The organism is Alteromonas sp. CyTr2 (assembly GCF_947311905.1).
GTDB classification, from domain to species: domain Bacteria; phylum Pseudomonadota; class Gammaproteobacteria; order Enterobacterales; family Alteromonadaceae; genus Alteromonas; species Alteromonas macleodii.
Map to the genome: position 1 here is coordinate 26183 of NZ_CAMZMZ010000003.1, position 14596 is coordinate 40778.

Sequence of the window (14596 nt, forward strand, 5' to 3'; positions counted from 1 at the left end):
TGATAAAAAAAATATCAATAAATGAGCTAGTGTATGAGAAAAGCAGAGAATAATTAAAAAGTATGGGAGTGGATATAGCCAGCAGAAGGACTCTGCTGGCTTGCGTAGTTAGATATATTCTACTTCGATGATTTCAACTTCAACTGCGCCGGCTGGCGTTTGAATCGTTACCATGTCATCAAGCTCTTTGCCTATTAGACCACGAGCGATAGGTGAATTAACCGAAATCAAGTTGTTCTTAATATCAGCTTCATCATCACCAACAATACGGTAGGTGGTTTCTTCATCGGTATCGACGTTTAGAATGGTTACGGTAGTACCGAAAATAACCTTACCCGTATTTTCCATTTTGGTAACGTCGATAATCTGTGCATTTGATAGCTTGCCTTCAATATCTTGAATGCGGCCTTCACAGAAGCTTTGCTGTTCTCGGGCTGCGTGATATTCAGCATTTTCTTTTAAGTCACCATGCTCACGTGCTTCGGCAATTGACTCGATAATACGTGGGCGTGTTTTTGTTTTTAGTTCATTTAATTCGTCACGCAGCATTTGAGCGCCGCGCGCTGTCATTGGATACTGACTCATGAATACCGTCTCGCTTAGCTAGTAATTTAAACAGAAAAGTGCGCCGCGAAGGCGCACTTTTTATTCGTTCACACAAATGTAATATTGCTAGGATACCTCGTATCCTAGCGTATGTCATTAGTGTTTCAGCCTAGCGTGTAGTTCTTGAACTGACGCCACTTTATTGCGGTCATCAGCAGACTTAGCACGAATAGTTGCAAACGCAGCGTTCATTGTCGTGGTGTAGGTCACCTTGTTTACCAGAGCTTCACGGCGAATGTACACTGAGTCGGTGATGGCTTGGCGACCTTCTGTTGTATTAATCAAATACGCGTATTCTCCGTTTTTGATTGCATCAACAATATTAGGGCGGCCTTCAGACATCTTATTAACCACAGTGCTCATGATGCCTGCATCATAAAGCTCGGTAGCTGTACCGCGGGTAGCTTCAATGCTGAAGCCCGCTTCAACCAACGCTTTTGCCAAAGCAATCATACGAGGCTTGTCGGTATCACGTACTGAAATAAGCGCTTTACCTTGCTTAGGTAGTGGCGCACCCGCACCTAAGTTAGCTTTAGCATAGGCTTCTTCGAAGGTATCGCCAACGCCCATTACTTCACCCGTAGAGCGCATCTCTGGGCCTAGCAGTGGGTCAACACCTTGGAACTTAGCAAATGGAAGCACCACCTCTTTCACAGAGTAGAAAGGTGGGATCACTTCTTCTGTTACGCCCTGCTCGGCTAGGCTCACGCCAGCCATTACACGTGCGGCAACTTTAGCAAGAGGAACCCCCGTAGCCTTAGAAACAAATGGAACGGTACGAGCTGCACGAGGGTTAACCTCGATTAGGTATACTTCACCATCTTTGATCGCAAACTGTGTGTTCATCAGACCGACTACGCCAAGTTCAAGCGCCATGGCTTTAACTTGCTCGCGCATGACATCTTGAATCTCTTTTGAAAGCGAGTGTGGAGGTAATGAACACGCAGAGTCACCAGAGTGAACACCCGCTTGTTCAATGTGTTCCATGATGCCGCCAATCACTACGTCTTTACCGTCGCAAATAGCGTCGATATCAACTTCAATAGCATCATCTAAGAAACGGTCTAGCAATACTGGCGCGTCGTTAGACACTTTAACCGCTTCGTTTAGGTAGCGCTTAAGGTCTTTGATGTCATAGACGATTTCCATCGCACGACCACCTAGCACGTAGCTTGGGCGAACAACCAGTGGGAAGCCAATTTCTTCAGCCATAGTTAGCGCTTGCTCAACGTTTGTTACGGTGGCATTTGCAGGCTGCTTAAGGTTAAGCTTGTTCACCATTTGCTGGAAGCGCTCACGGTCTTCAGCACGGTCAATCGCTTCTGGCGACGTACCAATAACCGGTACACCGGCTGCTTCTAGCGCACGGGCAAGTTTAAGTGGCGTTTGGCCACCATACTGCACGATAACCCCTTTTGGCTGCTCTTTAGCAACGATTTCAAGTACGTCTTCCAGCGTTACTGGCTCGAAGTACAGACGGTCTGATGTGTCGTAGTCGGTAGATACTGTCTCAGGGTTACAGTTAACCATAATGGTCTCGTAACCGTCTTCACGCATTGAAAGCGCCGCGTGAACACAGCAGTAGTCGAACTCAATACCTTGACCAATTCGGTTTGGACCGCCGCCCAAAACCATGATCTTGTCTTTGTCAGTTGGCGCTGCTTCACACTCTTCGTCATACGTTGAGTACATGTAAGCTGTACTGGTAGAGAATTCTGCTGCACAAGTATCTACACGCTTGTAGACAGGAGAAATACCAAAGTCACGACGGGTTTCACGAATATCGCTTTCTGCCACTTTGGTTAGCTCAGCAAGACGCGCATCAGAGAAACCTTTACGCTTAAGTGCGCGCATGAAGTCAGCATCAATACCTGGTAAACCAAGCTCAGCTACTTTTGCTTCAAGAAGAATAAGGTCCTCAAGCTGTACAAGATACCAGCGGTCGATACAAGTAAGGTTAAACACCTCTTCAACCGTCATGCCCATACGGAATGCATCACCGATGTACCAAATACGCTCTGCACCAGGTTGACGAAGTTCATAAACCACTTTATTGCGTGATTCAGGGTCTTCAAGGTCAACCATTGGATTAAGGCCTGTCGCACCAACTTCAAGACCGCGAAGGGCTTTTTGCAGTGATTCTTGCTGGTTACGGCCAATGGCCATCACTTCACCTACAGACTTCATTTGGGTAGTCAGACGGTCGTTAGCACCGGCAAACTTCTCAAAGTTAAAGCGTGGGATCTTAGTCACTACGTAGTCGATAGACGGCTCGAAAGAGGCCGGCGTTAAGCCACCTGTAATGTCATTTGCTAATTCATCTAGCGTGTAACCTACCGCAAGTTTCGCTGCTACTTTCGCAATTGGGAAACCTGTTGCTTTAGACGCAAGCGCTGATGAACGCGATACACGCGGGTTCATCTCGATGATAACCATACGGCCAGTTTTCGGGTCTACACCGAACTGTACGTTTGAACCGCCGGTTTCAACGCCAATTTCACGCAGTACAGCCATTGCTGCATTACGCATTAGCTGGAATTCTTTGTCAGTCAGGGTTTGTGCTGGAGCAACGGTGATTGAGTCACCGGTATGCACGCCCATAGGGTCGAAGTTTTCGATAGTACATACAATAATGCAGTTATCTGCTTTATCGCGTACTACTTCCATTTCGTACTCTTTCCAACCTAGCAACGATTCATCGATAAGAAGCTCGTTGGTAGGAGAAAGGTCTAAGCCACGGTGACAAATTTCATTAAATTCATCAATGTTGTACGCGATACCGCCGCCGGTTCCACCCATGGTGAAAGACGGACGAATGATACAAGGGAAGCCGATGCGGCTTAGTACATCGTGCGCTTCATCCATGCTGTGCGCGATTTCCGCACGTGGACATTCAAGGCCGATGTTTTTCATTGCTTTGTCAAAGCGCTCGCGGTTTTCTGCTTTATCGATTGCATCTGCCGTTGCACCGATGAGCTCACAACCGAACTCTTCAAGTACGCCGTGCTTGTCTAGCTCTAGCGCACAGTTAAGCGCAGTTTGTCCACCCATTGTAGGTAAGATGGCATCTGGACGTTCTTTTTCAATGATCTTGCGAACTACTTCCCAGTGAATAGGCTCGATATAAGTCGCATCTGCCATTTCTGGGTCGGTCATAATGGTTGCTGGGTTAGAGTTAACCAAAATAACACGGTAGCCTTCTTCTCGAAGGGCTTTACACGCTTGCGCGCCTGAATAATCGAATTCACAAGCCTGGCCGATAACAATAGGGCCAGCACCAATGATAAGAATACTTTGTATGTCGGTACGTTTTGGCATAGCGGGCTAATTCCTACTGCTTGTGTTGTTCAATAAGTTCGATGAAGTGGTCGAATAACGGTGCCGCTTCATGAGGACCTGGGCTGGCTTCAGGGTGACCCTGGAAGCTGAACGCAGGCTTGTCGGTGCGGTGAATACCCTGCAGCGACTTGTCGAACAACGAAATGTGAGTTACTTCTAGGTTATCTGGCAAGCTAGACTCATCAACTGCAAAACCGTGGTTTTGGCTAGTGATCATAACTACATTGCGCTTAAGGTCTTTAACCGGGTGGTTTGCACCGTGGTGACCAAACTTCATCTTCACTGTCTTCGCACCACTTGCTATAGCAAGTAGCTGGTGACCAAGACAAATACCAAATACAGGCGTACCGGTTTCGACGATAGTTTTGATTGCGGTTACTGCGTAGTCACACGGCTCTGGGTCGCCCGGGCCATTTGACAAAAATACACCATCAGGATTCATGGCTAGTACGTCTTCAGCAGGCGTTTGCGCTGGTACTAACGTAACTTTACAACCGCGGTCAGCTAGCATGCGAAGAATATTATTTTTAACACCGTAGTCAAAAGCAACAACGTGATATTTGAACTCGCTTGGTGTTACATAACCTTTACCAAGTTCCCAACTGCCTTCTGTCCATGTTTTTGGCTCAGTAATACTTACTACTTTTGCCAAATCCATGCCTTTAAGGCCAGGGAAAGCTTTTGCTTGCGCTAGTGCGCTAGACTCGTCTAATTCATCAGAGCAAATAATGCAGCCGTTTTGTGCACCTTTGTCTCGCAAGATACGCGTTAAGCGACGTGTATCAATGTCGGCAATACCCACAACGCCTTTCGCTTTAAGGTATTCAGACAAAGTTTGCTGTTGACGAAAGTTACTAGCAACAAGAGGTAGGTCACGGATGATTAGACCTTTCGACCAGATTTTATCTGCTTCGACGTCTTCTTCGTTAGTGCCGGTGTTGCCAATGTGTGGATAAGTAAGGGTGATGAGTTGTTCAGCGTAGGATGGGTCGGTGAGAATTTCTTGATAGCCGGTCATGGAAGTATTAAAAACGACTTCCCCAACGGCGGAGCCTGTAGCGCCTATCGCCGTACCTTTAAAAACAGAACCATCCTCTAACACCAAAAGGGCAGAATTAGCCAAGTCAACCTCCAGATTAAGGATAACTATGTGTTTGTGCAGTTTTCTGCACAAACCCCACAAAAAACGGGAGTTATTGATAACAATACATCCCGTTTTACGATCTTTGCAGCTAATAAAACCGCACTCTTCAGCCATTTTGGCGGCCTCAGAATACGAAATTCTGGCAAATTCCGGCGAGTATACATCACTGACCGAAAATGGCAAATTTATTTGTAATAATTTACTAAAATACCGCTTATACCACCATTTTTGCGCAGAACCACCGAAAGTACGGCTTATTGCTCATTTAAAGTGCAACTTTAGTTTAACACTTTGATAACGCCCTCAAGCTCGCCTGCTAATTTAGCTACAGCATGCTGGCATAAAAACGCCTATAGCTTTAAATCCAGTACATCAACCATGGAGTATAGACCAGGTTCTTTTCCATACAACCACTTTGCTGCATGCACTGCACCTTTCGCAAAAGTAAGTCGACTTGATGCCTTGTGCGTAATCTCCAGGCGCTCACCAATATCTGCAAATAAGGCTGTGTGTTCACCGACAATGTCTCCGGCTCGAATTGTTGCGAAGCCAATAGTACCTTGGTCGCGTTCAGGCTCTTTTCCTTCTCTGCCGTATACAGCGCAGGTTTTTAAATCACGGCCCAATTCGTCAGCAATGGCTTCACCAATGGCCATGGCTGTACCAGAAGGCGCGTCTTGTTTAAATCTGTGATGTGCTTCTGTTATTTCGATGTCAGCCGTTTCACCCAGCACACTTGCAGCTTGTCGAACCAGGGAAAGCATTAAATTTACGCCCACACTGTAATTAGCCGCAAATACGATAGGTATATGCTTTGCTGCTTCGTCGAGTGCCGCTAACTGTGAATCGTTTAATCCAGTAGTTCCAATAACAACAGGCATTTTATTTTTAACGCACCACGTAAGATTACTTTCAATAACCGAAGGCAGGGTGAAATCGATCATTACATCTGCATCATTACCACTTAAATCTGATAGCGCAGTACAATCAACGTCTTTTTTGCCAATGCCCGCAAGTTCGCCCACATTTAGTCCAACCCAAGGTGAATCATCGCGTACCGTTGCCACGCTAAGTTGTGCATCGTCACTTAAATCTAGCGCTTCAACTAAAACCCGTCCCATACGCCCGTTGGCGCCAAATAATCCTACTTTCATTTTTTCGTTTTACACTTTTATAAACCTTCAACTGTGAGGCATTTTGCCAAATGCCGTCACTATTGCAATGTGAGATTCATATTAAATAGGCATAACAAGGAATCGGTAAGATTTAACTACTACCAATCTGCATAGTTCTTTGCCAAAACTTCAAGCTCGGATGTAAAAAAATTCAGTACACGATGCTTAGGACATGTTGAGCGTTACTGCGCATTTTTGATGCAAAGATCAACATGTCCTAATTGCAACACTAAGACAAACAGAGGTTTTCTGCCGTTGGGCCTACTTGTTTTATAGAGTAAGTTAAGCGACGCTATGGCAATTAACAGATGACCGAGCACTTATTCGTCACCGCTGAACGGCAAGTGTGGATAAGTCAGAATACAACCCAACTAAATTTACTATGCAAAAAACTCTTATATGGGATATTCCCACCCGGCTTTTTCACTGGCTTATTGTAGCGAGCCTTTTAGCGCAATATGCAACAGTTGAATGGCTTGAAAACAAAGTGCAATGGCACTTTTACATTGGATACTTCACCTTATTCCTTATCGTTTTCCGCATAATCTGGGGATTTGTTGGTACGCAACACGCGAAGTTCAGTAGCTTTATTACTGGTCCCAGAAAGGTTTTCAATTATATAAAAACCTTATTTAATAGGCAGTCCGAACCCGCTATTGGCCACAACCCTTTAGGCGGATGGTTTGTCGTCGTTATGCTAGTGTTGCTTACCATACAAGCGGTATCGGGATTGTTCATGACCGATGATATTTTCTTAGACGGTCCCTATCGCCAGTTAGCCGGAGAAGAAACACTAGCGCTAATGAACACTCTGCATCACCTTGCCTTTGATGTGTTACTTTACGTTATCGCACTTCATATAGGCGCGGTAATATTTTACAGCGTGTATAAGAAGCAAAAATTGGTTCCTGCCATGGTGCATGGCAATAAGGAGTCAGCAACAGCAGGTATTACTGACTCGCGAATTCTTCGTGCTTTTGTTGTGGCGCTCATCGCCGCAGCAGCTGTATATGTGGCTATTGAAGTATACCCGCCAGCTCCACAGGCAGATGAATATTACTACTAGCTAAACAGCCGTGGGCTTGTTGACCAAGCCCTTCTCTCGCATGAGCGTCTCAATCTCACTTACGCTTGACGGATCATCGATGGTTGAGGGTACGGCAACAGATTCATTGGCTGCAATTTGACGCAGCAGTTTGCGGAGTATTTTACCTGACCGGGTTTTGGGTAAACGATTGACGACGATGGCTCGCTTAAAGCACGCCACTGGCCCGATTTTATCTCGAACCCGTTGAACCAAATCTTGCTCAAGTGCCTGTTCATCAACGGTAACGCCGTCTTTTAGCAGTACCAATCCAACTGGCAATTGCCCTTTCAGTGCATCATGGATGCCTATTACACTACATTCAGCAATGGCAGGATGTCCTGCAAGCACTTCTTCCATTTCACCGGTAGATAACCGGTGCCCGGCAACGTTTATGACATCGTCGGTGCGACCCATAATAAATACGTAGCCATCTTCATCTACGTACCCGTTATCTCCGGTGCTGTAATACCCTTCAAATTCTCGTAAATAGCCATCAACAAACCGTTGATGGTCTTGCCAAATCGTTGTCAAACAACCTGGGGGAAGCGGTAACTTGATAGCAATAGCGCCTTTTTCACCGGTTACTTGCTGTTCATCAGCACCTTGCAATACCTTTACGTTAAATCCAGGCGTAGGCACGCTTGATGAACCGGGTTTCGTGGCCAATGGTTCAAGCCCCATCGGGTTTGAACAAATTGGCCAGCCAGTTTCGGTTTGCCACCAATGGTCGATAACGGGAACACCAACCTTCTCGCTCGCCCAGAAATATGTTGGCGGATCTAGACGTTCACCCGCCATAAATAAGGTACGCAAGCTCGACGTATTGTATTTAGATAAAAACTCAGCATCAGGGTCCGCTTTTCGTATCGCTCTAAATGCTGTTGGAGCTGCAAAAAGCACATTCACTTTGTGAGACTCTATCATACGCCAAAATGCACCGGCATCAGGAGTGCCAATAGGCTTTCCTTCGTACAGTACCGTCGTTGCGCCTTTTATGAGCGGGCCATAGACAATATATGAATGACCGACCACCCAACCAACATCCGATGCAGCCCAGAAAATATCGTCCTCACTAATACCGTAAATCGCGCCCATTGAATAATGAAGAGCAACCGCGTGCCCGCCATTATCTCGAACGACCCCCTTGGGTTTACCGGTTGTACCTGAAGTATAAAGAACATAAAGCGGGTCAGTTGCATCGACGGCAACAGGAGAAGCTGACACGCTAGCTTCAACCAGAGAAAGCCAATCGTGGTCAGTTGCTTCATTTAACTCAGCAATTAGCTGAGGGCGTTGATACAACACGCATGCCTGTGGTTTGTGCTCTGCCAATGATATTGCTTCATCAACAAGAGGTTTGTACGGTAGAACTTTATTGCCTTCAATGCCACATGACGCAGTAACAATAACTACCGGTTTTGCGTCATCTATTCGTACTGCAAGCTCATTTGCGGCAAAGCCACCAAACACCACAGAGTGCACAGCTCCCAAACGAGCGCAAGCAAGCATCGCGATCACTGCTTGCGGGATCATGGGCATGTAGATAATCACGCGGTCGCCTTTCGTCACACCCAAGCGAGATAAGCCGCCTGCGAACTCGGCAACACGGTTTAATAGCTCTTTGTAAGTAAAGTGCTGAGTGGTTTGTGTAACAGGTGAGTCATAAATAAGCGCGGTTTTATCGCCACGACCATTTTTTACGTGATGATCAAGCGCTAAATAGCTAGTGTTAAGCTGCCCTCCCCTAAACCAGTCGAAGTAACCATTATCTGTAGGTTGGCATCCTTTTTGAGGAGGTTGAAACCACGCTAGCTTTTGTGCTTGTTCTAACCAAAACTCATCCGGGTGCTGGGTCGAGGCAATATATTCATCTTTATAAGTCATAACCATGTCCTGAGTAGGGTTTATCTTCACCCTACGATAGTTACATGACATCTACTAATAAGACTTCAGGCGTAGATCGACTAACAAATTGATTTACATAAATTTAAACTTTACTTCCCTATTTGATAACAAGAGGTATCGAAGCGGTTGTTTCAACGCATACTTGAATAAGCCCTCGACTGCGTAAGGTTAACTACCCTCTTTATATTGCTTCTCACTAATTTTACTTTTCCAATCATCTACACTCATGGGTTTATCCAAGTAATATCCCTGAAATGCTCCGCAACCACATGCCTTAGCTTGATCTAATTGACCCGTTGTCTCTATTCCCTCAGCTACGGTATTTATGTGTAACGCTTTGGCCATGTTGCAAATACTTGTAACCAATAATGTTTTTTGCTGCGAGCCTTCCATCGCTTCGACAAATACCCTGTCTACTTTCAGTTCGGTAATTGGCAAATCTTGAAGATAATTTAAATTTGAGTCACCAAGACCAAAATCGTCGATAGACAAACTAAACCCTTGTTCCGCTAATTCTCTAACGCGACGTTGAATAACGCTCACCCCTCTTATCAATGCACCTTCAGTGAGCTCTAGAGTTAAATTTTTGTGTGACACGCGCCACTTATTTACTATTGCGACGAATTTACTCACAAAATCAGCTCGCGCTAAGTGCTTTGCACTGATATTAACAGACAACTTAGTGTTAATTTTCTTTGACTGGAATTCACTAAGTAACCCGCATGCTTCGTTACACACCCACAGCCCGAGTTCAGCAATAAAATCATTCTCTTCGGCAATAGGAATGAATTCAGAAGGGCTTACTGTACCCATATGAGGATGCTTCCACCTTAACAACACCTCTGAACTTATAACGTTCTGCGTTGCATCGTATTGAGGTTGAAGCTCAATATATAACTCGTTGTTAGAAATAGCCCTGCTCAGAGAGTGTTTAATGTAATTGTACCGCTCGATATCACTTGCATTAACATGAAAATACTCGTGCTCCGACTTAAAAGTAGAAGTATTTTTTACCTCTCTTAAAGGTTTTCTCGACAATAGTTCTTTTATCTTTTTAAACGAAAAATGCTTCGTTGGAACCGTGCAACTTATGGTTTGCGTTTCAATATTTAAGAGGCTGTTGTGCAGGGTTATTGGCGCTAGCACGTGATCGTGGATAAGAATAGCGCAATCGTGTGCAGCATTTAGAGACTGTGCTTCTTCACTAAAATATTGATGAAGATGAATATAAAAAGCACCTCTCTCACATTTGAATATACTGGCTGAATTGCGCTTGTTAATCTCGAATATGCGAATGAAGCGACTGGCCAAAATTCTCAGAATATAGTCTATCGTTGGCTCCCCAAACGCATTTTCGTACTCTTTTATGTTACAGATAGCAACGCGCATAAACGTGGCAAATGGTTTAGATGACTTGTCGTCATGAGCTTTATCGCCAAGGTATCGCTCAAATTGGTGTAAGTTCGGAAGACCTGTCACCGTATCGATTAAAGCGAGTTGTTTGTAATGCTCAATTTCGTGGTTTTGATTAGTGATATCGCGCACTGAGGCGATAATTAATTGTTGATTATGTACAGAGCATTTCGACAAATTAACTTCACAGGCAATACGTTTACCATTTTTATGGCGAAGACATTCGTTTACCGAGCCATTTTCGCTACACCATGCTAAACCCGCTGGTATGTTTATGAAACAAGAAGGCGCATCGGTATTTTGCACCTTGGTTGATATTAATTTTATATCTTGGCCAATCAGCTCTTCGGGCTCAAAGCCTAATACAGAATAAACGCGTTCATTTGCAGTTAGAATAGTGCCATGTTCATCTATGCTTAACACCACGCTATCCACATTATTCAATAAACTGGTCAGATAATCTGTGTAGTTATGTTGTGAATCCGATAGACGCTGTATTTCCGTTTCATCCTGCACTGCGCCATAAAGCCGGGTTAATTTAATTCCGCTAGCATTTCCTCGCTGAACCTGTAAGAACACGGTTAGTTTTATACTTTTTCTGCGACCTTGCTTGTCGTGAAATTCAAAGTGCTTTACGAACTCTCTATCTTCTTTAAGCGCTTTAAAAACGCGCTGCTTTAAGTCTCTTCTATCACTCGAGGTAAGCATATCGAGCACTTCATTAATGCCGACGCTTTTTACACGAGGTAAGCCTAATAAGGCTTTCATCACCTCAGTCAGAGAAAGTACGCCTGTGAATCTGTCAATCTCCCACGCGCCCACTTTAGAAATTGAACTCACCTCTTCTAACAAGGCAAGCTGTTCGGATAACTTGTCTGAATAGGGATGACGCGCCAGCTCATATTGGTAACTAAGCTCTACTTTTTGGCGCGTAATATCTATCAATGTATGTTGTAGAGGGCTCAATACACTGTGGCGTACAAAAGTGAGAACAACACCCATTACTTCATTTTGCATATCTCGCACGGTAGCAACTACTACATAGCTATCAGCATAATGTTCGAGTGAAGGGGGAAAGATAAAATCTTTGCAAGGTATTGGAGCGCTCAAAGGTGTAAGCGGGAGCATGAGCAATACATGTGAAGGAAAAACAACACTCTCGGCTTCTAATGATAGGTGGTTTACGTCGCAAGATAATACCGTTGCTCTTCCATTGCTAGGGTTTACCGAGGCAAGTAATATACACAGAGCCTCTGTTTTCGTTCGACTTTCATTGAGCAACACAGAAATGTTTTGCTGTGTTGTGCGCATGGTTGACAACATGCGTTCACTGCGTAAATCCATCTAAGCAAACCTTTTGATATCTCTTCGAATTCAGCACAAACGATAGCAGCACGACAATAAAAGGATGAAAAGTTGTGTCGTGGTTTTAAGCGCTTTACAAGTTTTGCTGTTTCAGTTGTCTACGAGCTGTTTTATATTTTTTAAAAGCAGGACCTGCGAAGATTGGGTACCTAAACGCGTACCTTCAGTCGAAGAAAATTATCGCCAAGCCTGAGTGTTTAACATAGCCAAGAATTGTACAAATTTCCAGCAAAAACCCATTGAAACGTTTCGAACCCGCGGAAAGTTCTTATTATTACGAATTAACTATTTGAAATCCGGGATAGTACTTGCGAGCTCTTTTATCTGAACAGGATCTAACACTACTGAGCTTAGCGCGCTAGAAACAGTTTGCGTGGGAAGGGCTGTATTCTTGCTAAAAAATTCACGGTCACGCAACTTGAATTTACGCGTTATTGTCGGATACAAGTAATTTTCTGTCAGCCAAAGGACTGCCGCTACTTCTGGACCCGCCGCCATAAGACCCGCAGCGAAAAAGCCTACGCCAATAGCGACCCTCGCAACTGCAGATTCCGATTGCTTTTCACCAAACAACGATGACAACTGCTTCGAATAGGCACGAGCCTCAGCAGTTAAACACTCTTCTGTACCTTGCCCAGAAAAATAGTCATCTTGAGCTTGACGGTATGCTCTCAACTGTTTGCCGACATCGCTAAACGGAGATACTAGTTCCGCCCATTTTGGCCCGCTATTCATTGATATATTTTGCGGTACACGCAATCCGGGTATTGAAACGTGCTGCATTTGTAACTCTTGATCTACTTTGGATAAATCAGCAAACGCTGAGCTAAACCGTGTTTCGACCAAAATTTGCTGTTTCGACAAAGACGTCTGGCTGCCCAAGCAAACACCGAAATTGTCGTGATACGCCTCACAGGCCAGGTGCATCATAGCTAGACGCCCTTGATGGTCATCAGCTAAGCACTCAGTGACCGCAGACTCCCAACGGGTTCGGGTAGCCTCTTTGTCGTATCGATTTGATTGTTCATACAAATCAAACACTCGTCGCCACTGGTCATGACTGACACTGCCAATTGATAAGTCTTCTGGTGTGCGTTCAGCCAACCGCATGATCATTTGATCAAAGCCATGACTGATGTGTTTTTCTGGCCAAGGTATAAAATTGTCCGTTTCTTCTAACAGTGGCTGCCACTTACGTAATTCTCGCTTCAAACTTGGCCATTCGGCAGAATTTTTCAAAACGTTGAAACTGGCAACACCTTGATCCGCCATTTTCTCTGGTAAGGAGACTAAATCGGCGTTCCGCGATAAGATCCTTACAAAACCTTGCTCAATTAGTGACGTGAGCGGAGAACAACTGGGGTTTAGAATAGCTTGCCTTGCCGCACTATTATTAAGTAAATACCCATCATTGATAAATATCTTCTCTCCTAATATAGCCTTCCTCACTAGCAATTGATTAAAGTAGTTTATATCAGCGTCGAATTGCCAAGGAAAACGCTCTACAACATCGTCCAGTGTACCTACATACGTTAGCGAGGGTCGCATCTTATCTCCATATTAAAAATCTGTTGTTAAGCACTTACGAATATACCACAGCGTATGGGTCTTAACGATGTACTCTCGTAGACACGTTCTACAAGGCTATAATGAAGTCAATTTCTGAGGTGGCTAAGTGTGTGGCGATGCCTGATGCTTATTACCTACAAAGCCCTGGACGAAAAAGTACACTGCTGTTTGAGGAAGGTTGCGAGTCTGCGCTTCAGCGCCATTCTCAATTTATCTATATGATTTAATTATAAAATACTAATTAACACATCGAAGTATTAATCGAGGTTTTGGGTCAGTAAAATGTAATAGGCACATTCTTACTGACCCGATATTAGAGCGCTTTCACGTGTTGAAAAACAAGCTTGGGCTAGTCCTTCTTATAGTCGTCATGGCATGATTTACAGCTTGCACCAATTTTACCGATTGCACCTCTGTACGCGCTTTCATCACCCGCTTTAACAGCTGCTTGAAGCCCTTGCGCTGCCGTTTTAAGTGCCATCACTTTCTTTTCTACATCTGAGAAATTTTCCCAAATTTCATCTTTTGCGCCAGTTTCAACGTCAAACTTACGGGTATCAACTGATAAATAATCGCCCATCATGTCAGCAAGTTGTTCTAGACGTACGGCATTTGTTTCCATAACGCTTTCGTCAAATGGTAGAGCACCTTTTGCCATGCCACCTAACGGTCCCATGTTACTGCGTACTAACTGAAAAACGGCCTGGCGATATTGTGTTGCAGCTCCCGCGTGTTTTTCTGACGTTGCTTCTGTCACGTCAGCAGCTAATACCGAGCCTGATAAGATTGCGCCTGCCGTGGCAGCGCTCAGTAGCAATTTACTTGAAAATTTCATGCCTGTTCCCTTGTTAGGTAAATATTATTCATTGGTCTCAAACGGGCTTTTAAGCCTTGTAATCAACAAGCTAAAAGTCCCGATACTTGGGTTATCGTGACGAATAGTCGGATGATGCGCAAGATTTTTAGCGGTAAAAGTAAGTAAAGAAAAGACTA

General features: G+C 44.5%; 10 protein-coding genes. 2 read left to right on the forward strand and 8 right to left on the reverse strand.

What is annotated here, in order from left to right:
* Positions 1–108: 108 nt before the first annotated feature.
* The 4 genes from greA to dapB all read right to left on the reverse strand — a co-directional run bounded on the left by greA (position 109) and on the right by dapB (position 6243).
* Positions 109–585: a transcription elongation factor GreA gene (gene greA, locus QME20_RS02730; RefSeq protein WP_014948981.1), complete on the reverse strand. Its 477-nt coding sequence runs from the start codon at positions 583–585 to the stop codon at positions 109–111.
* 117 nt (positions 586–702) lie between these two features.
* Entirely contained in the window at positions 703–3924 is a 3222-nt protein-coding gene (carB, locus tag QME20_RS02735) for a carbamoyl-phosphate synthase large subunit (protein ID WP_281715403.1), read from the reverse strand.
* A gap of 13 nt (positions 3925–3937) precedes the next feature.
* A complete protein-coding gene (carA, locus tag QME20_RS02740) occupies positions 3938–5068 on the reverse strand; it encodes a glutamine-hydrolyzing carbamoyl-phosphate synthase small subunit (RefSeq protein ID WP_014948979.1) in 1131 nt (376 codons plus the stop codon).
* Between the two features lie 371 nt (positions 5069–5439).
* Positions 5440–6243: a 4-hydroxy-tetrahydrodipicolinate reductase gene (gene dapB, locus QME20_RS02745; RefSeq protein ID WP_014976121.1), complete on the reverse strand. Its 804-nt coding sequence runs from the start codon at positions 6241–6243 to the stop codon at positions 5440–5442.
* Positions 6244–6646: 403 nt separating this feature from the next.
* Between dapB and QME20_RS02750 the strand changes: the two genes are divergently transcribed.
* The gene (locus QME20_RS02750) at positions 6647–7330 is read left to right on the forward strand and encodes a cytochrome b/b6 domain-containing protein (RefSeq protein WP_044583832.1); all 684 of its coding nucleotides are present in this window, start codon (positions 6647–6649) and stop codon (positions 7328–7330) included.
* On the opposite strand, the gene QME20_RS02755 is transcribed toward QME20_RS02750, so the two are convergent.
* The 3 genes from QME20_RS02755 to QME20_RS02765 form a co-directional block, all read right to left on the reverse strand.
* Positions 7331–9235, reverse strand: coding sequence for a propionyl-CoA synthetase (locus QME20_RS02755; RefSeq protein WP_281715404.1), 1905 nt, complete (start codon positions 9233–9235; stop codon positions 7331–7333). It lies immediately after the preceding gene.
* Between the two features lie 189 nt (positions 9236–9424).
* Positions 9425–12013 carry a bifunctional diguanylate cyclase/phosphodiesterase gene (locus QME20_RS02760; protein ID WP_281715405.1) on the reverse strand — a complete coding sequence of 863 codons (2589 nt, stop codon included), beginning with the start codon at positions 12011–12013 and terminating at the stop codon, positions 9425–9427.
* 306 nt (positions 12014–12319) lie between these two features.
* Positions 12320–13582: a hypothetical protein gene (locus tag QME20_RS02765; RefSeq protein ID WP_281715406.1), complete on the reverse strand. Its 1263-nt coding sequence runs from the start codon at positions 13580–13582 to the stop codon at positions 12320–12322.
* A gap of 101 nt (positions 13583–13683) precedes the next feature.
* Between QME20_RS02765 and QME20_RS02770 the strand changes: the two genes are divergently transcribed.
* Positions 13684–13830 carry a hypothetical protein gene (locus QME20_RS02770; protein WP_156080641.1) on the forward strand — a complete coding sequence of 49 codons (147 nt, stop codon included), beginning with the start codon at positions 13684–13686 and terminating at the stop codon, positions 13828–13830.
* A gap of 122 nt (positions 13831–13952) precedes the next feature.
* Here QME20_RS02770 and QME20_RS02775 read toward each other — a convergent pair whose 3' ends face one another.
* Positions 13953–14438 (reverse strand): cytochrome c, encoded by a 486-nt coding sequence (locus QME20_RS02775; RefSeq protein ID WP_014948974.1) that lies wholly within the window; start codon positions 14436–14438, stop codon positions 13953–13955.
* Positions 14439–14596: the final 158 nt, after the last annotated feature.

What these genes read in the sequence shown, in the direction of transcription:
- QME20_RS02770 (WP_156080641.1), top strand. Translation starts at nt 13,684, where the DNA reads ATGAAGTCAATTTCTGAGGTGGCTAAGTGTGTGGCGATGCCTGATGCT.
- carB (WP_281715403.1), bottom strand. Translation starts at nt 3,924, where the DNA reads ATGCCAAAACGTACCGACATACAAAGTATTCTTATCATTGGTGCTGGC.
- QME20_RS02755 (WP_281715404.1), bottom strand. Translation starts at nt 9,235, where the DNA reads ATGACTTATAAAGATGAATATATTGCCTCGACCCAGCACCCGGATGAG.
- greA (WP_014948981.1), bottom strand. Translation starts at nt 585, where the DNA reads ATGAGTCAGTATCCAATGACAGCGCGCGGCGCTCAAATGCTGCGTGAC.
- QME20_RS02750 (WP_044583832.1), top strand. Translation starts at nt 6,647, where the DNA reads ATGCAAAAAACTCTTATATGGGATATTCCCACCCGGCTTTTTCACTGG.
- QME20_RS02765 (WP_281715406.1), bottom strand. Translation starts at nt 13,582, where the DNA reads ATGCGACCCTCGCTAACGTATGTAGGTACACTGGACGATGTTGTAGAG.
- QME20_RS02760 (WP_281715405.1), bottom strand. Translation starts at nt 12,013, where the DNA reads ATGGATTTACGCAGTGAACGCATGTTGTCAACCATGCGCACAACACAG.
- dapB (WP_014976121.1), bottom strand. Translation starts at nt 6,243, where the DNA reads ATGAAAGTAGGATTATTTGGCGCCAACGGGCGTATGGGACGGGTTTTA.
- QME20_RS02775 (WP_014948974.1), bottom strand. Translation starts at nt 14,438, where the DNA reads ATGAAATTTTCAAGTAAATTGCTACTGAGCGCTGCCACGGCAGGCGCA.